19 protein-coding genes and 3 tRNA genes are annotated in these 19,946 nt (G+C 61.1%); 13 read left to right on the top strand and 9 right to left on the bottom strand.

Annotated elements, in window-relative coordinates; translation table 11 throughout:
* The first annotated feature begins 9 nt into the window (after positions 1-9).
* On the top strand, positions 10-1,008 hold the full coding sequence (locus HMPREF2807_RS08025) for an NUDIX hydrolase (protein WP_070511690.1): 999 nt from the start codon (positions 10-12) through the stop codon (positions 1,006-1,008).
* 49 nt (positions 1,009-1,057) lie between these two features.
* Here the strand turns inward: HMPREF2807_RS08025 and HMPREF2807_RS08020 are convergent, their stop codons facing one another.
* The 3 genes from HMPREF2807_RS08020 to leuC form a co-directional block, all read right to left on the bottom strand.
* Entirely contained in the window at positions 1,058-1,726 is a 669-nt protein-coding gene (locus HMPREF2807_RS08020; RefSeq protein ID WP_232751646.1) for a hypothetical protein, read from the bottom strand.
* A 290-nt stretch (positions 1,727-2,016) separates the two neighbouring features.
* Positions 2,017-2,607 (bottom strand): 3-isopropylmalate dehydratase small subunit, encoded by a 591-nt coding sequence (gene leuD, locus HMPREF2807_RS08015; RefSeq protein ID WP_070511687.1) that lies wholly within the window; start codon positions 2,605-2,607, stop codon positions 2,017-2,019.
* A 16-nt stretch (positions 2,608-2,623) separates the two neighbouring features.
* Entirely contained in the window at positions 2,624-4,066 is a 1,443-nt protein-coding gene (gene leuC / locus HMPREF2807_RS08010) for a 3-isopropylmalate dehydratase large subunit (RefSeq protein ID WP_070511685.1), read from the bottom strand.
* A gap of 48 nt (positions 4,067-4,114) precedes the next feature.
* On the opposite strand from leuC, the gene HMPREF2807_RS08005 reads away from it, so the two are divergent.
* Positions 4,115-4,828: an IclR family transcriptional regulator gene (locus HMPREF2807_RS08005; protein ID WP_070511683.1), complete on the top strand. Its 714-nt coding sequence runs from the start codon at positions 4,115-4,117 to the stop codon at positions 4,826-4,828.
* A gap of 40 nt (positions 4,829-4,868) precedes the next feature.
* On the opposite strand, the gene HMPREF2807_RS08000 is transcribed toward HMPREF2807_RS08005, so the two are convergent.
* Entirely contained in the window at positions 4,869-5,672 is an 804-nt protein-coding gene (locus HMPREF2807_RS08000; RefSeq protein ID WP_070511680.1) for a chymotrypsin family serine protease, read from the bottom strand.
* A gap of 172 nt (positions 5,673-5,844) precedes the next feature.
* Here HMPREF2807_RS08000 and HMPREF2807_RS13520 point away from each other — a divergent pair, with 172 nt between their 5' ends.
* Together HMPREF2807_RS13520 and HMPREF2807_RS07990 are read left to right on the top strand one after the other, a co-directional pair.
* Positions 5,845-6,135 (top strand): hypothetical protein, encoded by a 291-nt coding sequence (locus HMPREF2807_RS13520; protein ID WP_070681158.1) that lies wholly within the window; start codon positions 5,845-5,847, stop codon positions 6,133-6,135.
* A gap of 132 nt (positions 6,136-6,267) precedes the next feature.
* Positions 6,268-7,023: a hypothetical protein gene (locus tag HMPREF2807_RS07990; RefSeq protein WP_070511677.1), complete on the top strand. Its 756-nt coding sequence runs from the start codon at positions 6,268-6,270 to the stop codon at positions 7,021-7,023.
* A gap of 58 nt (positions 7,024-7,081) precedes the next feature.
* Here HMPREF2807_RS07990 and HMPREF2807_RS07985 read toward each other — a convergent pair.
* Positions 7,082-7,154 (bottom strand) — tRNA-Glu (locus HMPREF2807_RS07985).
* 635 nt (positions 7,155-7,789) lie between these two features.
* Here HMPREF2807_RS07985 and HMPREF2807_RS07980 point away from each other — a divergent pair.
* Together HMPREF2807_RS07980 and HMPREF2807_RS07975 are read left to right on the top strand one after the other, a co-directional pair.
* Complete coding sequence (locus HMPREF2807_RS07980) at positions 7,790-8,194, top strand: hypothetical protein (RefSeq protein WP_070511676.1); 405 nt, start codon at positions 7,790-7,792, stop codon at positions 8,192-8,194.
* Positions 8,187-8,516: a transcriptional regulator gene (locus HMPREF2807_RS07975; RefSeq protein WP_070511675.1), complete on the top strand. Its 330-nt coding sequence runs from the start codon at positions 8,187-8,189 to the stop codon at positions 8,514-8,516. The genes HMPREF2807_RS07980 and HMPREF2807_RS07975 overlap by 8 nt, the downstream gene beginning before the upstream one ends.
* On the opposite strand, the gene HMPREF2807_RS07970 is transcribed toward HMPREF2807_RS07975, so the two are convergent.
* The 4 genes from HMPREF2807_RS07970 to gltX all read right to left on the bottom strand — a co-directional run bounded on the left by HMPREF2807_RS07970 (position 8,511) and on the right by gltX (position 11,008).
* Positions 8,511-9,074, bottom strand: coding sequence for an RBBP9/YdeN family alpha/beta hydrolase (locus HMPREF2807_RS07970; RefSeq protein WP_070511674.1), 564 nt, complete (start codon positions 9,072-9,074; stop codon positions 8,511-8,513). The genes HMPREF2807_RS07975 and HMPREF2807_RS07970 overlap by 6 nt on opposite strands.
* A 56-nt stretch (positions 9,075-9,130) precedes the next feature.
* Positions 9,131-9,206: transfer RNA gene (locus tag HMPREF2807_RS07965), tRNA-Glu, on the bottom strand.
* Positions 9,207-9,262: 56 nt separating this feature from the next.
* Positions 9,263-9,334, bottom strand: a tRNA-Gln gene (locus HMPREF2807_RS07960).
* A 174-nt stretch (positions 9,335-9,508) separates the two neighbouring features.
* Positions 9,509-11,008 (bottom strand): glutamate--tRNA ligase, encoded by a 1,500-nt coding sequence (gltX, locus tag HMPREF2807_RS07955; protein ID WP_083306703.1) that lies wholly within the window; start codon positions 11,006-11,008, stop codon positions 9,509-9,511.
* Positions 11,009-11,171: 163 nt separating this feature from the next.
* Here gltX and HMPREF2807_RS07950 point away from each other — a divergent pair, with 163 nt between their 5' ends.
* From HMPREF2807_RS07950 to HMPREF2807_RS07920, 7 genes are read left to right on the top strand one after another with little or no spacing between them, the layout of a single operon-like run.
* Positions 11,172-13,526 carry a choice-of-anchor M domain-containing protein gene (locus HMPREF2807_RS07950; RefSeq protein ID WP_070511672.1) on the top strand — a complete coding sequence of 785 codons (2,355 nt, stop codon included), beginning with the start codon at positions 11,172-11,174 and terminating at the stop codon, positions 13,524-13,526.
* Positions 13,527-13,538: 12 nt separating this feature from the next.
* Complete coding sequence (locus tag HMPREF2807_RS07945) at positions 13,539-14,618, top strand: choice-of-anchor M domain-containing protein (protein WP_070511670.1); 1,080 nt, start codon at positions 13,539-13,541, stop codon at positions 14,616-14,618.
* Entirely contained in the window at positions 14,618-16,117 is a 1,500-nt protein-coding gene (locus tag HMPREF2807_RS07940; protein ID WP_070511667.1) for an anchored repeat ABC transporter, substrate-binding protein, read from the top strand. Before HMPREF2807_RS07945 ends, HMPREF2807_RS07940 begins: the two co-directional genes overlap by 1 nt.
* Positions 16,110-17,003, top strand: a complete 894-nt coding sequence (locus HMPREF2807_RS07935) for a choice-of-anchor M domain-containing protein (protein WP_049156516.1) — start codon at positions 16,110-16,112, stop codon at positions 17,001-17,003. Before HMPREF2807_RS07940 ends, HMPREF2807_RS07935 begins: the two co-directional genes overlap by 8 nt.
* Positions 16,996-17,724 (top strand): anchored repeat-type ABC transporter ATP-binding subunit, encoded by a 729-nt coding sequence (locus tag HMPREF2807_RS07930; protein WP_070511666.1) that lies wholly within the window; start codon positions 16,996-16,998, stop codon positions 17,722-17,724. Before HMPREF2807_RS07935 ends, HMPREF2807_RS07930 begins: the two co-directional genes overlap by 8 nt.
* The gene (locus HMPREF2807_RS07925; RefSeq protein WP_049156511.1) at positions 17,721-18,617 is read left to right on the top strand and encodes an anchored repeat-type ABC transporter permease subunit; all 897 of its coding nucleotides are present in this window, start codon (positions 17,721-17,723) and stop codon (positions 18,615-18,617) included. Before HMPREF2807_RS07930 ends, HMPREF2807_RS07925 begins: the two co-directional genes overlap by 4 nt.
* Entirely contained in the window at positions 18,614-19,918 is a 1,305-nt protein-coding gene (locus tag HMPREF2807_RS07920; protein WP_070511665.1) for a choice-of-anchor M domain-containing protein, read from the top strand. Before HMPREF2807_RS07925 ends, HMPREF2807_RS07920 begins: the two co-directional genes overlap by 4 nt.
* Positions 19,919-19,946 lie beyond the last annotated feature (28 nt).

Here is a 19,946-nt window from a genome sequence, read left to right as displayed (position 1 = left end):
AGGAGCAGCATGCCCAAGGCAAAGAACATGCACGAGACGGACAAAGACATCAAATCCGAGGTCTTTATTTCTGGCCGACACCAAGAAGTGCCCGTCGATCCGGCCGATGAGTTTAAGCGCACGACCCTGGCCGCCGGTGCGGTTCTCTGGCGCGGTGACCCGCACGATCCGGAAGTCGCCCTCATTCATCGCCCGCACTATGACGATTGGTCACTGCCCAAGGGCAAGGTGGATCCGGGCGAATCCCTTCCTGTTACCGCCGCGCGCGAGATCCTCGAGGAAACCGGTTATACCGTGCGCTTGGGCAAACTCATCGGCAAGGTAGCTTACCCAGTACAAGGCCGCACCAAGGTGGTCTACTACTGGCTGGCGCGGGTGCTCGATGGCGAATACACCCCGAATCAGGAAACCGACGAGCTGCGCTGGATGAAGATCGATGATGCCTGCGCACTGCTCTCTTATGACGTTGATGCACAGGTCTTGGCCAAGGCAAAGAAGCGCCTGCGCCTCGCACCAACGACCCGCGTTCTCTACGTGCGCCATGCCCGCGCGCACCAGCGCCGCACCTGGGAGGGTGATGATGACCTGCGCCCGCTGGATAAGAAGGGGCGCCGCCAGGCGGAGATGCTCGTTCCGATGCTCACGCCTTTCCATCCGACCGCCATTTATAGCGCCCCGCCGCAGCGCTGCCAGCACACCGCTGCCCCGCTGGCCGATGAACTCGGCATGGACATCGCCGTTAATAAGGCTTTCGGCGATGATGTTTTCGTCGAATCTCCTGATACCGCCCGCGCCGCCTTTCAGCGCGTGGTCGACGGCGGCGGCGTTCCGGTTATCGTCAGCCAAGGGCTGACAATCCCCGGCATCATCGAGTCCTATGCACCGAAGTTCATTCAAGAACCAATCGAAGAACTCAAGTTCAAGAAAGCTTCGGTGTGGGTTCTATCCTTCAACGACGGTGAACTTACCGGAGCGGACTATCTGGCGAGCCCGCTTCCCGTGCGCTGAGCAGGGCATCGCCCACGTCCCTCAGGAGTTTCTACGCCGCCCTGCTGCCTTATTCAAACCGTGCTGCAGGGCGGCGCTGCATAGCGCGGGTGAAAAGGACCATCCCGAGCGCCCAGATCGGATAGGCGGCAAGGAAGCCGACGATGGGGATAAATACGACAAAGCTCGTGATGAGGGAACAGACCAGAATAAAGAGCAGCGACTGCCCTAGATTCTCCATGATTAGGTCGAGGGCCTCTCGGAAGCAGTCCATGAGAGGCTTATCGGGGTCATCCGCCTTGATCACGGGCGCTGGCCACAGGAGCGCATAGAGAATCAGTCCGGGGAAGCCACCCGCAATAGATCCGAGCGTTACCAAAATAAAGAAGCAAGCATAGACACCGGCGCAACCACTCAGCTGCGCAAACCTAAAGTAGTCGCGGAAGGTGACCTTCTCCCCATCAGCGATCTTGCGGGAACCATTGAAGAGGTTCGCCATCATCCAGCAGAGATAAGCGTAGGCGGCTAGCGCCATGACCACCATAAGAGGTATCCCCACGGTAGGAACCAGGGGTTCAATGTCCCTGCCGCTTTCTTCCATCGCTGCGGAGATTCCGCCTAAAACGGTTCCCGGCACAAGAAGAAGAGCAAAAGAGATAATGAGATGCACCAGCATGGCCAGCATCCCTGGCACAGGCTGCTTCAGGTAGCCCTTGAAGGTTTGGCCCACAATATCCATGGCGTCGATGGGCTGCGCGGGGCCCCGCCTGGTGGATTGCCAGGCGCGGCGCCGGGCTGGTGGTACCCAAAGCTTCCCGGCTGCTGGTAGCCGTAGCTGCCTGGTTGCTGATAGCCATAACCTGCGGCGTCGTGATAGTCATAGCCACTATGCCCGCCTGCACCGCCGAACTGATTGCCGCTGTCCCCGCTAAAGCTTTGATAAGGATTGCTCATGCCGAGGATGTTAACGCCGATATGTGGCCGGTGCCACAGGAGGCGGGGAACACTCCCACACCCCCATTGCCCACGCTAAGACGCCACGACGCGGGGCTTGAATCCCGGGCGCTTGTCCTCAAAGGCCTCGATATCGTCTTCATTGCGCAGGGTAAGCCCAATGTCGTCGAGGCCCTCCATGAGGCGCCAACGGGTGTAGTCATCGATCTCAAAGGTGTAGCTGTTGCCGCCGACGGTAACCGTGCGCGCTTCCAAATCCACGGTGGTTTCGGTTTCACCGGACTCCAACTGCTTCCAGATGAGCTCGATGTCTTCTTGCTCCATGAGCCCCGTCAGCAGCCCGGCCTTACCAGAGTTGCCGCGGAAAATATCGGCGAAGCGGGAGGAAAACACCGCCTTGAATCCATACTCAGCAAGCGCCCACACCGCGTGCTCACGAGAAGAACCGGTACCAAAGTCCGGACCCGCGAAAAGCACAGAGCCTTCCTTGAACGGTTCCTGGTTGAGAATGAAGTTCTCGTCGCTGCGCCAGTTAGAAAACAGGCCTTCGGCAAAGCCAGTGCGCTTGACGGACTTCAGATAGCGCGCAGGAATGATCTGGTCGGTATCCACATTGGAAACTCTCAGTGGAACGCCGACGCCAGTATGAGTTACGAACTTCTCCATTGTCTTCTCCCTTTCCTTAGGCGCCGGCTACGGCGGCATCGTCGATATCTGCTGGTGCGGCCAGGTGGCCCAGGACTGCTGTCGCCGCGGCAACGGCCGGGGACACCAAGTGGGTACGGCCACCGGGGCCTTGGCGGCCCTCAAAGTTGCGGTTGCTTGTCGACGCCGACCTCTCCCCCGGCTTCAGCTGGTCCGGGTTCATACCCAGGCACATCGAGCAACCCGCGGTACGCCATTCAGCGCCGAAATCGGTGAAGATCTTGTCCAAGCCTTCCTCCTCAGCCTGCGCCTTGACCACGGCCGATGACGGGACCACCATCATGCGGGTATCAGCCGCGATACTGCGCCCCTTGACCACCTCGGCGGCGGCGCGCAGGTCCTCGATGCGAGCGTTCGTGCACGATCCCAGGAAGACAGTGTCGATCTGGATATCGCGCAGCGGCGTGCCCGGTGTGAGGTCCATGTACGCCAGGGCCTTCTCGACTGCGGCCTTCTCGCCATCGTCACCACACTCCTCCGGGTCGGGCACCGCAGCGCTCAACGGCAGACCCTGGCCCGGGTTGGTGCCCCAGGTGACAAACGGGGTGAGGGCGGAGCCATCGATCTCGACGACGGTATCGAACTCGGCGCCTTCGTCGGTCGGCAGCGTCTTCCAGTATTCAACCGCGGCATCCCAGTCCTCGCCCTGCGGGGCGAACTCGCGGCCCTTGACGTACTCAAAGGTTGTTTCGTCCGGAGCAACCATGCCAGCGCGGGCACCAGCCTCGATGGACATGTTGCAGATCGTCATGCGCGCTTCCATCGACATCTTGCGAATGGCCTCGCCGCGGTACTCGATAATGTGGCCCTGGCCGCCGCCAGTGCCAATCTTGGCGATGATAGCCAAGATCAAGTCCTTGGCGGAAACACCTTCCGCCAGCTCACCGCTAACCTCGATAGCCATCGTCTTGAAAGGCTTGAGCGAAAGCGTCTGGGTGGCCATAACGTGCTCAACCTCGGAGGTACCGATGCCCATGGCAATGGAGCCGAAGGCGCCGTGCGTCGAGGTGTGCGAGTCACCACACACAATGGTCATGCCGGGCTGGGTGATACCCAACTGCGGACCAACGGTGTGGACAATGCCCTGCTGGGCATCACCCATCGAATGCAGGCGTACGCCGAACTCCTCGCAGTTCTTGCGAAGGGTAGACACCTGTGTACGGGAAACTTCGTCCTTAATCTCCAGGAGATTTCCGGTCTTTATACCCACGGTGGGAACGTTGTGATCCTCCGTGGCTAAGTGCAACTCAGGGTGCCGCATTGTCCGTCCAGCCAGGCGCAGCCCGTCGAAGGCCTGCGGGCTGGTAACTTCATGCAAGAGCTGGAAGTCAATGTAGAGGAGATCAGGCTCGCCGTTCTCCCCCTTGCGCACGACATGGTCGCGCCATACCTTCTCTGCGAGTGTCAATTTCTCAGTCATGTTTCTCTCCACTTGAAATCTCAATTAATGGGACGTAGATTTCATTATATGGGAGAGTATAGCGCAGTATCAGGAATAAAGGTATTGGATCGCGCAGTTGCCATCATGATGGCCGCGACCAACCGCCCCTCCACGCTTAACGAGCTTTGTGAAACCACCGGACTGCCCCGAGCAACCGCACATCGTCTCGCCACAGCGCTCGAGGCGCACCGAATCCTCACCCGCACCCCCGATGGAAAGTGGGGCGCTGGGCCGGCCCTACCCGGCAACCGTGATCGCATAATCGAAACCGCCGGGCCCATCATGGAAGAGCTCCTTGAGGCCACCGGTGAGTCCGTACAGCTCTACGAGCTATCTGGAACAACCCGCACGTGCATTGCTACACGCGAGCCGGAGATTGGACTACACAACGTCGTACCCGTCGGCCGCCAACTACCCCTTACTTCCGGCTCAGCCGCCCGCATCTTCGCAGCTTTTGCGGATGTACACGTTCCCGATGCCCTCTTTAGCGAGCACGACGTCGAGCTCGCACGCACTAACGGCTACTCCGAATCCATCGAGGAACGCGAGTCGAATCTCGCTTCCGTTTCCGCCCCCGTCTTCGACGCCGCCGGCAACTTTATCGCCGTACTCTCCGTCTCCGGCTCCGCCGAACGATTCCGCCCCTCCCCAGCGGAGAAGTTCGCTGACGTGCTTGTCGACGCCTCCTCCCGCCTCACCGCCGCACTATCCCACGACGCTCCGGGAAAAGCGGGACGCTAAAACTCGCCCACTAATTCCCACCTGTCTCGATACCAGCTGTTTAAATGCTCAGCCCGAAGTACATGGCTAGGCCGCGCAACCCTTCCGGACCCGTGCTACTCGTCGAAGACAGCGCCTCTCCCCTCTCCTGCACCAGACGCACTGGGTTTCCCGGCTCCCGGTTGGGGCGACGCGGCACCCAGCCTTGGTGCGGCAAGTGCGCCAGCTCGTCTGCTCGCGGCATGCGAGCATAGTTAGAGAAGGTTATGGTTTGCCCATCGCGGCTAGCCTGAGTGATCCCCTGGTAGATGCCCACCACACCCGGCTGCCCCGGCACGGAGACTGCTCCACCGCTGTCCCCTGGCGCCAACGCCACGTCCACAACGTAGTTCATTCCTGGGAAGAGCCCCGGGCCACGCACCGCGGTGCCACACTGGCGCTCGGTAGCCTGCCCGTCGAAGCACACCGTTGATCCCTCACTAGGCACGGGTGCCATTCCATCTCCGGTGAGCGGGTTTCCCGCAGAGTAGGTCCCACCGGCAAACTGGATATAAGCCAGGTCATGCCCCGCCGCACCCGAGGGCTTGAACCAGCGCAGCGTACCTACGTGCTGGCCTGCGTCGTTATACATCTGCTCGCCATTGAGACCGCAGTGCGCCGAGGTCCATGCCCGAGTGGCCTCAACATAGCCGATGCTGCACAGAGAACCATCGGAGGCGACAATCTTTTGGCCTTGGGTAACCGGCACGCCCTCGCCAGCCATTGCGGGGGCAGCAAACCCAATGGCCAGCGAGCACGCGCCCACGACAGAAGCCAGGCCAGACAGAAGGCGCCAAGAACGGTGCTGAAGAGACTTTTTCATCATTTCCCTACTCTAGCGCTTTTCACATATGAATCACCTTTCACTTCGTGCACAGCCATCAGGGTGGGGCACCCTCACCCACCCCCACTATTGAAAACATAGTGAAAATTCGCTTTACTGTAACTATCAGCTACTGAAAATGGAGTGAAAACCCCCGATTCTTTGAGGAGGAATCATGACCCACACCATCCACGACGAGCACACGCACACCCACGGCGAGGGCTGCGGCCACGTTGCCTTCCCGCACGACGATCACACTGACTACCTGCACGACGGTCACATCCACCGTGAGCACGAGGGCCACTGGGACGAGTGCGAGACGTCCGAGCACCACATTCACGAGGACCACGATCACGAGCACGGCGAGGGCTGCGGTCACGTCGCCATCCCGCACGGCGATCACGTGGACTACTTGCACGATGGCCACCGCCACGCAGCCCACGACGGTCACTGGGACTGCCACTAAGGCTCCTCGTGCTAGCACAGACTCGCTAGCACAGACTTTTGCTGCCCGCCTACTCGGTGTTCTGCACTGAGGGTTGGGCAGCTTTCCCCGTTTTCCCCCACCATATGGCTAGGCGGGCGTTAGTGTGGGGTCATGACTTCCCCGCAGACCCCTTCCTCCGCACGCCGATTCCTCACGGCATTGACCGCCGTAGCCGCCACGGGTCTACTCGCGGCTGGTTGCTCCTCCACCACCACCGAGACCGCCGCCCCAGACACGGCCCCGGCCACCTCTGAGGCAACAGAGCCATCATTCAAAAACACCTATCCGGCTTTCCAGCCGCTTAAAGACGACTCCCACGCCGAGGTGCCTGCAGGCCCCGAGCCCACCGTTCCCGGTGGCTCCGCTCCAGAAGGACAAGCAGGCGCCCAGCCGCAAGGCGCACAGCAGCAAGCTGCACAACAGCAGGCACCACAAACGACGCCTCCCCACCTTCAGGGAGTAGAGCCCGGACAGTACGTCATGCCACCTGGAAGCAGGAAAACCATTGAATCCGCGCGCATTGGTTCAATCAACCACATCCACGAGCAGCTGCCAGAGAAGCAGATCAATGGCGCAAAGGTCGATGTCTTCGGCACCCCTGCCACGGTATGCCAGACAGGTGATGGCTACAACGTCACCTACATCCTCGCAGGGCCGAATACCAGCTGCGACTTTGCCCGCTCAACTGCCGGCCACCTTATGGGGCTCACCATAAGCTCTTTGGAGGATCTACGCGGATACGTCCCACCACAAATCTCGGTCACCAGTCCGGTTACCCACCAATCCTACGACCTCGCATGTAAGACCGACGAGCGCGAGATCATCCGTTGTACCGGCGGTAACAACGCCGAAATCATGATCGTGTAGCACCCACGCTAAAGAAGTAAAGCGCTAAGCCACGTGCATGGCTTAGCGCTTTTCGTTGTACCCCGTACGGGATTTGAACCCGTGTTACCGGCGTGAGAGGCCGGCGTCCTAGGCCGCTAGACGAACGGGGCTCGCTTAGCTGTCCGTTGCGGACTTGCTAAACACTATAGGATCCCCAAAAGGTTGCACAAATCGGCACGTAGAGGCACCTTTTACACAGATAAAATCCCGAACCTCGTTACCGCTTTCGGCTGCGATGGAAACATTGGCTCTCAAGGCCTGGGCGCGGATCGAATCAGTGGTTATTCCGCTGGCGTGCCGTGGGCTGCTGGGGCCGGAGCACTTGTTAGTCATCGCTAGAGGTTCGGGAGGACACGTGCGCTAACAGCATGTGGTGCAAGGCTCCTACTTCGCTCGAGTGTTGGCTTTAAGAAGTTTTGGATTATGGCGATGCCGCCTAGTACTATCTGCTAGAGTCGCGTCGGCGATAGTGATGATTTTCAGCTTCCGCCATCCGCTCTCCTTTCTGTCGGGAATGCGTTGTACCTGCAGTGTATGACCAGAAAAGGCATACCGGTAGGACTTAGACCAATTGGACACTGGTTCACCCCCTGGTACTCCTGCGACTTTCCCGACTACCTCGCCGAAGTTCCTAGCCGGTATGGGGTAGAACCAGACCACTCAGATCGTGCGAGCAACCCACCCCTTTACTTGCCATCGTTGCAACCATTAGACTTGCATTAGATGCAAATAAGGGAGTCAGGTTATGAACAACGAACTCAAAGTCATTGACGAAGTTCAACAACGCACCACCTGGACACAGAGTTGGTGGGCGGTAGCAGTTGTAGCGCTCGGCGTCGGTAGCAGTCTTGCGCTATCCAAGCTGTCCTGGTGGTACACACTCGCAATCCTCATACCGACGTTCATTCTCGGCTTCCTCCTTAAGCACAAAATCGTGAACCCCTTCGTGCGCCTTGATCCCAACATGGGGCCAAGCAACGATCGTGCGACCTGGTCACGAGTACTACTGCCCGGTGCAATGATTTTCTCCACCACTCCGACACCTGATACATGGCCATGGATGATTACCAGTGGGGTCGTGGTTTCAGCAGCGACCGCTTGGATGCTCTACGAGAACAGCAACGCGGCCATAAAGGGCGCTAATGCCTAGTAAAGCACCCAACCAATCCCCTGAGCTGGACCCAGTTATCCACCCGATTAACCGCCTCAGAATCTGCGCTGCGCTCTACTCCGCCGGCGCCACCGCAGGCCGGCAAATGAGGTACAGCAAGCTCGCCGAGTTCACCGAGCTCCCCGCCGATACGCTGTCCAAACAGCTAAAGTACCTCGAGGATCACGGCCACATTAGCCGCACCCGAGAGTACGGTTCTACCCGCGCGAAGGATGCCGTGTGGGTCGCGCTCACCGAGGCGGGCACACGGGCTTACGTGGCGCACGTGGAGGCGCTCAAAGCTATGACTGAGGGACTATAGACTGTGCAGCCACTGCGTGATGCGATCCCCCAGCTGTGGAAACTCGGTATAGCCGTCACTCTCAAGGAAATGTCCAGCGTCGTGGATAGTGATGGGTGCGGCTGAGAGGGCGTCGGCAAGCTGCTGAGTAAGGGCGGGGTCTACTAGGACATCGTTGGTGGACACGAAGACCTCTGTGTGAGCGATGTGGGGCTTGACAGCAGGCACGTCGATGCGAGCCTGGCCAATGAACTCGTCAAGCTCTGGGATGACGCGAAGTTTCTCCACAAACCCAGAAACAATGAAGAGCCCAGGAAGCTCCCACTCGCCCTCCAAGGCCGTGAGATAGTGCAGCAGCGCGGTGCCGCCTAGGCTATGCGTGATGATGCAGGTATTAGCGTTTGGACGCTCAATATCGTTGCGTATCGCCTCTACCCACTCATCGAGCATTGGAGCGTTCGGTTCCGGCAGCGCGATTATGCGAACGGTGTGGCCATCGGCGGTCAACAGGCGCTCTAGCCACGGGAACCAGTGACTGTCAGGGCTGGCTTGGTATCCATGAACAATGTAGAAGTGCATGGTCGCCAATGATACGAAAAAAGAGTGGCAAGCTCATTGTGCTTGCCACTCTGTGGTGGTACCCCGTACGGGATTTGAACCCGTGTTACCGGCGTGAGAGGCCGGCGTCCTAGGCCGCTAGACGAACGGGGCTTAGAACTGTGACGACTTACCGCAAAGTGTCGCTGCACCTTGCGCAGTTATCACTGCTGGCCTACCAGGACTCGAACCTAGAATGACGGTACCAGAAACCGTTGTGTTGCCAATTACACCATAGGCCATTATCGCTTCGAACTAGCTCAGGGCTTTAACCCCTCGCTGCTCGCTGCAACGGTTTATAACTATATCCAGCACTACCGATACACACAAATCGCCAGGCCAGAAAGCATTTTCGGGGCGTTAGGAGTGACACCTAACGCCCCGAAATTACAGCTCTGTGAGACTGCCCAGGAGGACTACTCAGCGCTCCACGGCGTGAGCGCCTGAGCAGCCTTAAGGCGAGCCAGCGTGGACTCCTTGCCCAGCAGCTCCATGGACTCAAACAGCGGCGGGGAGACCTGCTGGCCCGAGATAGCTACACGCAGGGCACCGTAGGCCTTGCGGGGCTTGAGGCCGAGGTCGTCGATAAGCGCGGCGGAGAGAACCTTCTCAATCTCCGCCGCCTTCCACTCCCCGAGCTCCTCCAGCTTGGCAATGGAAACCTCCAGCGGCTGCACCGCATCTTCCTTGAGGTTCTTCCGGGCTGCCTTCTCATCCAGCTCCAGTTCGGCATCCGGCGTGGTCAGGAAGGACATGAGGCCATAAGCGTCAGACAGCGTCTTGATGCGGGTCTGCACCAGATCTGCAGCGAAAGCGAACTTCTCCTCCGGATAGTCGGCCGGGAAGTCGGTGTACTCAGTCAGATAGTCGCGCAGGCGCTGAGCAAAGTCTGCTGGCTCCAGCAAGCGAATGTGATCCGCATTGATGGCCTCGAGCTTCTTCTGGTCGAAGCGAGCAGGGTTACCCAACACGTCGTGAACGTCGAAGTTGGCGATGAGCTCGTCGACGGAGAAGATGTCCTGGTCCGCAGACAGGGACCAGCCCAACAGCGACAGGTAGTTGAGCATGCCTTCCGGGATGATGCCGTTGTCGCGGTGATTGAACAGGTTAGACTGCGGGTCACGCTTGGACAGCTTCTTGTTGCCCTCACCCATCACGAAGGGCAGGTGACCAAACTCAGGCGTCTTCTTGGCAATGCCGAGCTCCACAAGCGCCTCGTAGAGGGCGAGCTGGCGCGGCGTGGAAGACAGGAGGTCCTCTCCGCGCAGGACGTGGGTAACTCCCATAAGGGCATCGTCGACCGGGTTAACCAGGGTGTAGAGCGGCGCACCGTTCGAGCGTGCCACGACGTAGTCCGGCTGGGTCTCCGACTTGAAGGTCATCTCGCCGCGCACCAGGTCGGTCCAGGACCAATCCTTGTCCGGCATGCGCAGGCGCCACACCGGCTTGCGACCTTCCGCCTCGAAGGCGTCAATCTGTTCCTGAGTGAGGTCGCGGTCGAAGTTGTCGTAGCCTAGCTGCGGGTCGCGGCCGGCTGCCTTGTGGCGCTCCTGCACCTCTTCGTTGGTGGAGTAAGCCGGATAGACGTAGCCGCCATCCTTGAGCTTCTGCAGGACGTCAGCATAGATATCCATGCGCTGCGACTGGCGGTAGGGCTCGTCAGGGCCGCCGACGTTGACGCCTTCATCCCAGCCCAGGCCAAGCCAGTTCAGGGAGTCGATGATGGCCTGGTAGGACTCCTCGGAGTCACGGGCAGCATCGGTGTCCTCGATGCGAAAGATGAGAGTGCCACCGGTATGACGGGCATAAGCCCAGTTGAACAAGGCCGTGCGGACCATGCCCACGTGGGGTGTGCCGGTTGGTGAAGGACAGAAACGGACGCGGACGTCGGATGTCGGTTTAGTCATGTTCCCCATCGTAGTTCAGCGCCGCATCGCCGCACCGCCCGCCCCACTTGGGGGTAGTTGAACCCCGTTTCCACTAAGGCTGAGCAGCACCTTTCCCCCACACTAAACGGTATTGGTTTCCATTACCTATAGTGAAAAATCTCGATTAAGAACTGAAGAAAGGTCTCCCATCGTGATTCGTACCCGCTACGCGGCTCTGCTTACGTGCGCCGCACTCCTCGCCTCTCCCGCCACCGCCGTTGCCGGTCCCGACGACGGCAAGCACGTGGCCACCCAAACGCACATCGACTCCCCCAAGGCATTTTGGGAGGGTAATTCTCTGACCCTCAAAAGCCATTCTGCAGAAAGCGACCACGACTTGGCCGACACCGTCACCTGGGTGGGCAAAGGCTGGGACCAGAACGGAACCAACCAATACCAGTTCACGGTCCCTGAGGACCCTGCACTTTCCTTCCTCGGAAAGGCTGGCACGACCTACTACATGGCACCCGCCCGCGTACAGGGCAGCCTGGACCCAGTGTGGATGGGCTTCGGTGCGGACACCGAGCTGCCTGTTGATGACTTCCGCGACAGCATCGCTTCTCTCGACCTCCTCAGCGTTGATGGCCCCGGCGAGGTAGAGATGTTTGGCTACTACCCCGGCCCCGGCGGCCTGCAGCGCTTCTTCGGAACCACCGAGGGTGCCCCGCATTCTGCCTGGCTGACGAGCGGCACGCACACCCACAACTACACCGTCTTCACCAAGCCTGGGCGCTACCAGCTGACCTACCGCACCACCGCGCGCGACAAGGACGGCAAGCTCATCGCTTCCGCACCGACCACCACCTCCATCCAGGTGGGCGGTCAACGTCCGGCTGCCGATCCAACACCGTCACTCAAGGAGCGGTTCGACAAGGCCACCGCGGGAGATGCCAGCGCACAGGACTACCGGTTGACCATCGCTCCGAAGAAGTCCGGAGACAAGGACGGGGATGAGCGCCTCTCCTCCATCGACTTCACCGGCGGCAGCAACGGCACGCTCACGCTGCTGATCGATGGCTACTTCCTCACCGATCTGCCCGTGAAAGACGGTCAAGCACACTTCGATGAGTTCCTAGGCCCAGAGTCCTCAACGATCCAGGCTGTCTACACCCCAGAGGACGGCAGCCCGCGCTGGATCACCGAGGAGCTCGCCTACTCCGAGAACGCTGAGCTTTCCACCACCTCGAAGAAGTCTGCGGAGTCCTGGACAGAAACCACCAACCTCCGCCAGCTCTCCTCCGATCAAGAGGTCTCGGTATCTAACCCGGAGCTGTCCGCGCGGGCCGTTCCGGAGGGCGAGGACGCAACGCGCATCATCGTGGAGGCCGCCGATAAAAAGCTCGAAGGCTACGTCCATGGTGGCTTCTTCAGCAAGGGCAGCGAGCTTCCCGACGTCGAATTCGACGGGGTCATCACCCACGGCCGCGCGGAGTTTGTGGCCGGCGCAGACGCAAGCTTCAACGGCACTACCGTGCGCCTGGATATCCTTCCGCACCCGAGCATCAAGCAAGATTCCGGCAGCATCACGCTCACCGAAAACTTCTCCTTTGGGCAGAAGTACGAGGGCCGCGGCGCACTCGGCACAACCTCCAAGGCTCCCTCCACCAGCCCCGACAACAACACCAAGCCGGAGTCAGGAAAGTACACCGGTACGTGCGTTGACAAGGCGGTGCTCGACCATGGCCACGTCGATATCGCTGTCACTCGTGACGGCGATAAGTTCCGCACCCGCCTCAAGGATGAGACGGCCATCGTAGACAAGAAGACTGTCGAGCGCCCGCTTGATGACGTTGTCCTCGCCATCCACAACAATGCCCTGCGCCCCCGCCCGGAGGCGCTCAAGGGCAAAGACTTCGACTACCTGGGCGAGGATAAGTTCTTCCTGCTCCCCCAAACCCAAGAGCAGAGCATCATCTGGCCGGGTTATAACACCCAGGCGCTTGACTACCAGGACTACAAAGACGGCACGGTCACCCTCAACATCAAGCCCGTTGAGATGCCCGACGGCGCACAGGTGGGCCTATTCACCACCGAAGGGTTGGGCAAGGGCTTTACTCCCTTGATCAACTCCGCCGAAGGTGACTACTCCATTGAGACCACCTTCGCCTCCCACACCCACACCAACTGGGCGTTTACGAAGCCGGGCATGTACAAGCTCGAGGTCAGCTACTCGGCTACCACTACAGACGGCAAGGAGATTACCTCTGAACCGCAGACGCTCACCGTGGCCGCCGGCGACGCCGCGATCAAGGACTGCGTGAGCGCGAAGGACGGTAACGAGGGCGGAAACAAGGGCGAGGGCAACGACAAGCCCGGCAGTACCAAGCCGAACGACAACAAATCCAGCGGCGAGAAGGGCATGAAGTCTTCTATGCCCAAGCTCGAGGGTTTGTGGGGCCTCGTGCTTCCCGTTGTCTTGGCCATCGTGTTCCAAGGTTTCCTCAACTTCTACAACAACCACCGCGGCCAGATTGAGTCTCGCCTCAACGGCTTGCTTCATCGCTAGAAAGGACACCGCGTGCACCGCACCACAGAACTGCACAGAGTCACTGCTGCCCTCTGCGCCATCGCCGTGGCGCTGGCAGTCGTCTTCACGGGCCACCCGGCCCCGGCCCGCGCCGATGGCGAGGTTTTCGTCACCGGGCACGTTGATGCCTTCTATGTCTCCGCACCCGGCGGAGAGCTCACTTTGTCAATGAAGGAAGACATCACAGGTAGCGGTGTCGTACGCCCAGGCAACGATGTCACCCTCAAAGTGGCCGAGGAAGCCTGGAGCGAGGCCACCGAGGGCATCGATGGGATTGGCGCACCGACGTATTACCTCCCCCAGACCCAGGACAGTTCGCTGCTCTGGCCGGGATGGGATACCCAGTCTGCACAATCGGCTGGCTACACCGACATCAACTTCGAGTTCGTCGAGGTCACCGGCCCCGGTGATATCTTCGTGTTCGAAACGGCAGGCTTCGGCGATATCCAGCCTGTCACCGACGCCGGCGCGCTGGACCTGGTGTCCGGGGACGTCATCAACCAGGCCTACCCGGCACACCGACACGTCAACTGGGCTTTTAGCGAACCCGGTATCTACACCATGACGGTGCAGGCAGAATCCAATGGGGACACGAGTAACCAGGTCACCTATACCTGGGACGTCGGTGATGCAGAAGCCACGCCCCGGGAAGAAGAAACGGATACGGACCACGGTGCTGAGAGCTCTGCTGAGCTCGACGACGTCACCCTGGGCGAGGCCTCTTCCGACGAACCTGCTTCTTCTAACTCGGGCTCACGCTCTGGGGGCGGAAGCTCCGGAGGCGCTACCCGCGGTGCGGCGTCGGCTGCGGGAACCAAGGCCGCAGAACAACAGGCACAGGACAAGAATCGAAAAGACCGCTCAGAGCGCAAGGAAAGGAAGGAGCGCAAGCCTGCCCGCGTAGCCGACAAAACCACGCCAGCCGCGGAGAACGTGGACACGGTCGCTGCCGCCGGCTATTACGACAGCGGGCAAAACCTACTGCCGTGGGGCATCGGAATCTTGGGCCTTGGCATGCTCGTGCTTGGCTTGGCGCTAGCACGTCTCGCACTCATTAAGGGCCGCGACTAATGCCGCACGGAGTACGCACCCGGACGCACCCCATCGCGCTACTCTCGGCGGTGCTTATTGGCGCGTCCACGCTCAGTGGTTGCGCGAGCACCGCCAATGGGGACGATGCGAAGCTCAAGGTGGTGGCGACGACGCCGATTCTGGGGGACGTCGCCAAGCACGTGGCCGGGGACGACGCTGCGGTGACCACGTTGATTCCTGCGGGCAAGGACCCACACACCTTTGAGCCGAGCTTGCGCTCGGTGCGGGATGTCGCAAACGCGGATGTGCTGCTGGCCAATGGGTTTCTCCTCGAGCCGCAGAACCTGTTGAAGACGCTGCGGGAATCATCGGATGTTCCGGTCACCGAGGTAGCGGACCAAGCGTCCACGCGCGGGGCCCGTCTCGTGCCGCTGGTGGAAAACGTTGCCCTCGATGCCGTCTGGCTGGGGTTGCGTGTGCGCAATGCCCCGCCGGGTACCACGAGCGTAACCATGAGCCTGCTCGATGCCGAGGGTCCAGGCGATGTTGCGGCTTACGTCGTATCCACGTTTGGTACGCCCGAAGCACTCTTTAACACGGCTGATGGTCTGGACGAACGCGACGATTCCACGACGCTGCCGGCCAACGCCCATACGCACGTCTCGTGGGCCTTCACCAAGCCGGGCATATACCGTCTCACTTTTGGCGCAACGGATAGCTCCCCGCAGGAATTCACGGTGGCCGTGGGCGTACAGCCACCTGATGGAATGACCGCCCTGGATGCGGGCCACGTAGATATCACCGCGGACCTGTCCACGGGCGAGCTCGACTTAGAGGATCAAGGCGAAGGTTTCGACCCGCGCACCACGGCGTTGAGCATTCCCAACTCCACCCTGCAGCAGATACCACCGGACCCGGCCTACCGCTTCCTGGGGCGCCCGGGTGACGAGACCTACCTGCTGCCTCAGGCAGTCCTGGGCAAGCACATCCACGGCGAGGTTGACCCGCACCTGTGGCACAACGCGGCCAACGGCATCAGCTATGCCGAGGTCATCGCCGAACAACTGGCCTTGGCGGATCCTTCCCACGGCGCGGAGTATCGGGAGCGCGCTCAGATCTACATCGAGCAGTTGCACGACGCGGACGCGGAGGTGCGGCGGCTCATCGAAGACATCCCGGAGCGCAACCGGCACTTGGTCACACCTCATCACGGCTATGCCTACCTAGAACAAGGTTATGGTCTTGACATTGCGGGATTCGTCACTCCCAACCCGGCCATCGAGCCGTCACCGCGGGACGTCATCGCCCTGCGCCGGACGCTGGAGAATCTCCAACTTCCCGCGGTCTTCGTCGAACCTACCCAACAGGCCAGCGCCGATGTCATCCGTGAGGCTGCCGAATCCCTAGGGATCGCGGTGTGCCCCATCTACGGCGACACTCTCGATGACACCGTCCCCACGTATCTCGACCTCCTGCGATTCAACGCACACTCACTCAACCGCTGCTTAGGCAGCACCACGAAGGAAACTCATGTCTAATCGCACCATCCACACACTAGGCACGTCCCTGGCGGCAACGCTGACCGCTGCGGCGCTGGCTTTCGCCCCGGTGACTGCTTCGGCCGGTGATCTGGCCCAGGTCGTGAGCGCCGATGAAGAGGTCGCCGCACCTGGGACAGAGGCCACCATCGACCACGGTCACGTGGATCTCGGGCTGTTGCTTGTCGACGGGCAGGCCCAGTTCCTCGCCCGCGACGATTCAGCAGCCACGCCGGTGTGGCGTGATCCTGCTGACGTGGTCTTCGACGTCGGCGACAATGCCCAACTCACCCTTCCGGAGGACAAAGCCTTTTCCTTTGTCGGCGCCGAACCCGGATCGCAGGTGTGGGTCGTTCCCCAAACAGAGCAAGCCGACGTGCCGTGGCTGGGCTGGAATACCCAGGCGCCCTCGCTAACGGACAACGTTGACCGCGGCCTCACCATGGAGTTCTTGGGCCACCAGGGGCCGGGCGAGTTCTCCCTCTTCCTGCAGAATGGCGGCTTCGAAGAACCGCAGCTGCTGTGGTCCACCGCGACTGGGGCCACGGACGGTTTCTGGGTGGACCTGGGCACGCATACGCACGCTAACTGGGTATTTAGCGAGCCCGGCATCCACCAGGTTCGGGTGCGCATGAGCGGGCAAGGCGCGGGCGAGAGCGCCGGGAGCGATGTCGCTGCCGAGGCCACGTTAACCTTTGCTGTCGGTACAGGCACCGACGTCGCGCAGGCACACGCCGCGCAGTGGGATCCGAGCGCTGAGTCCTCTGATGCCTCGGCGGGCGCCGCGGTGCCGGTGTGGGTCTGGGCACTCGCCGGTGCGGGCCTACTCGTCCTCGTCGGGGCTGTGTTTGCGGTGCTACGCGCGAAAGGCGGGCGCCGTGGCTAATCCCTTCATCTCAATCAACGACCTGGCAGTGTCGCTTTCTGGCCGCCAGGTCATCGACGGTGCATGCTTCGACGTCGACCCCGGCGAGTTTATTGGGCTTCTCGGACCGAACGGGGCCGGTAAGACCACGCTGATGCGCGCCGTTCTGGGGCTGGTCCCCTTCACCGGCACCATCGACGTCACCACCTCGTTGGGATACGTCCCGCAGCGCCACGACGTGGAGTGGGACTTCCCCATCAGCGTGGCCAAGGCGGTGCTCAGCGGGCGCACGGGAATGGTGGGCTGGTTCCGGCGGCCGGGCCGGGCTGACAAGGAGGCTGCCCGCCGCGCCATCGAGTTGACCAATTTGGAAGAGTTCGCCCAGCGACCCATCGCGCAGCTGTCCGGCGGCCAACGCCAGCGCGTCCTCATCGCCCGCGCTCTGGCCTGCGAGCCCGAGGTGCTGCTTCTCGACGAACCCTTCACCGGACTCGACGCTCCCAACACCGAGGAGCTACTGACTCTTTTCCAGAAACTTACCGACCAGGGAAGCAGCGTGGTCATGTCCACGCACAACCTCTCCGAGGCCGCGCATTCGTGTTCGCGACTGGTGCTCTTTAACCGGGGGATCGTCGCGGACGGGCCCGCTGAGGACCTGCGCCTGACGCCGCAGCCGTGGAGCGAGACCTTCGGGGTATCGGCCTCCTCACCGCTGCTCTCTGCGATTGGGGTGGCGGCATGATCGACATTTCGCTTGTTGAGTTTTTCCAGGACCTGGCCAACCCGCACCTGGACTTTTTGGCCCGCGCGGTCGGCATCTCCATCCTCGCTGCAATTGTGTGCGGGGTGGTGGGGTGCTACGTCGTGCTGCGCGGCATGGCCTTTATCGGCGATGCTGTCTCCCACGCGGTGTTCCCGGGTCTGGCTATCGCTTTCGTGCTCCAGGGCTCAGTGCTGCTCGGCGGCGCCGTGGCGGGCTGCACCGTCGCCGTGCTCATCGCGTGCTTCTCCCAGCGGCGCACGGTCCGCGAGGACTCCGTCATCGGTATTTTCTTCGCCGCATCCTTTGCGCTTGGCATGGTCATTATCTCCCGGGTGGAGGGCTATACGGCCTCGCTCACGAGCTTCCTCTTCGGATCGCTGACGGGTGTCTCCCGTGCAGATCTCTACACCGCGTTCACCGTCACGGTGCTCATCGTTGGGGCCGTGGTCTTGCTCGGCCCCCAGCTCACCGCCACGTGCCTGGACAAAGAGACCGCCCGCGCGATGGGACTGCCCGTCTTTGCTCTAGACATCGTGCTCTACCTCTGCGTGACCGGCGCGGTGGTCATCTCTGTGGGCACCATCGGCAACGTCCTCGTGCTCGCCCTACTCATTACCCCGGCGGCCACGGCGCGGCTGCTCTGTGACTCGCTGGGGTCGATGATGATCGCCTCCGCGGCCATCGGTTCGCTCGGCAGCTTCTTCGGCATCTATCTGGCGTGGGCCATCGATCTTCCCGCTGGGGCGACCATCGTACTGCTGCTTACTGCTTGCTTCCTCGCGGCGTGGGCGCTGTCCCCTCTTCTGCATTCTCGTCGTGCCACGGCGTCCTCCCCGCACCCATCTGAATCAAAGGAGTCCCTGTCCGCATGAATATCCGTCCCCTAACCTTGACTGCTGCCGCCGCTATCGCCCTGAGCTCGCCGACGATGATTGCTTCTGCAGCGCCCGCTGTTGCCGCGGAGCGCGCAGGCGAGTCCTCCTGCGATGCCAGCTCCCTGCATGCCTTTAGCCGCGGACACCAAGACCTCGCGCTGGTGGGAGATTCTGGTAACATCTCCTTCATCGCCCGCGACGATGAGTCCGGCAAGGACTACGATTCCGGCGAGTTCTACGTGGAGGTCGGCAGCAATGCCGCCTTCGATGAGTCAGCCGGAAGCGATATCCCGTCGAGTGGTTGGCAGATCCCCCAAACCCAAGACCCGGCAATCCCCTGGCTTGGTTTCAACACCAGCTACCTCGACCCGGCAACGGCCGAGGGCGCTACCCTGTCGCTAACGCTGCACAGCGCACCGGAAGGCGGACGTATGGTGGGATTCCAAAACTCCCTGGGCGCAGCGCCCACCGTCCTCTTTGATTCGGAAGACCCAGACATCACCTGGAACTACCCCGACCACTTCCACAGCCACACCGGGATCATTTTCACCGAGCCAGGCGCCTATGCCGCAACCTTCACGTTTACGCTCAACGGTGGCTCGGAGCATTCCATCGACGTTCCTTTCCTCGTAGGTGAAGCGGAGCCCGACGAGGTGTGTCAACTGGATTGGGGTGCCAGTGCCGGCGCTGGGCAGGGCTCTGGTTCTGGCAGCGCGAAGAACCGCCCGCAGCAGTTGGCCAAGGAGATCAACGACACCTCTAAGTCCATCGCTCAGTTAGACAAGACGATGGATAAAACCTTCAAGGAGGCCGAGGCCGTCCTCAACGGCGCGCAGCCCTCCACGTCCAGAGACGCCAAAGACTCGAAGCAGTCTGAGCGCTCCGCGCGAAGCACCGAAAAGAAGCCGGCCGCAGATGCTTCTGAAAGAAGCCAACGTCCTGAGACGCAGGGCCAGCGCGCCCCACAGAACGGATCATCCCACACTGTGGAACAACAGAGAGATTCCACACATCGGAACACCTCGAACGGGCGCTCTGCTACTCGCGCGAAAGAGTCCGGGAGTACCGCGGCGCCCAAGAAGGAACGAAGCACCAAGCATACCGCCGCGGCGCAGCGCCCCGCCCCAAGCACGGAGGAACAGCAGGCTGGAAGCGCAAACATCCAGGCTATGAGCTATGGCGCACCGATGGCCGGCTTCTGGGCGGGCTTCCTTGCGGGCATGGGTTCCCTTGCGCTTCTCCTCGGTATCGGGCTGTTCATCGCGGTGCAGTTCTTCCGCCCGCGCAACCGCGACTAGTCCCCTAGGGGCGGTCACCCCGCATAAG

This window comes from Corynebacterium sp. HMSC074A09 (assembly GCF_001811545.1).
Lineage (GTDB): Bacteria > Actinomycetota > Actinomycetes > Mycobacteriales > Mycobacteriaceae > Corynebacterium > Corynebacterium hiratae.
The sequence above is the reverse complement of the archived record's forward strand: the minus strand, read 5'-3'. Positions and strand labels throughout refer to the sequence as shown.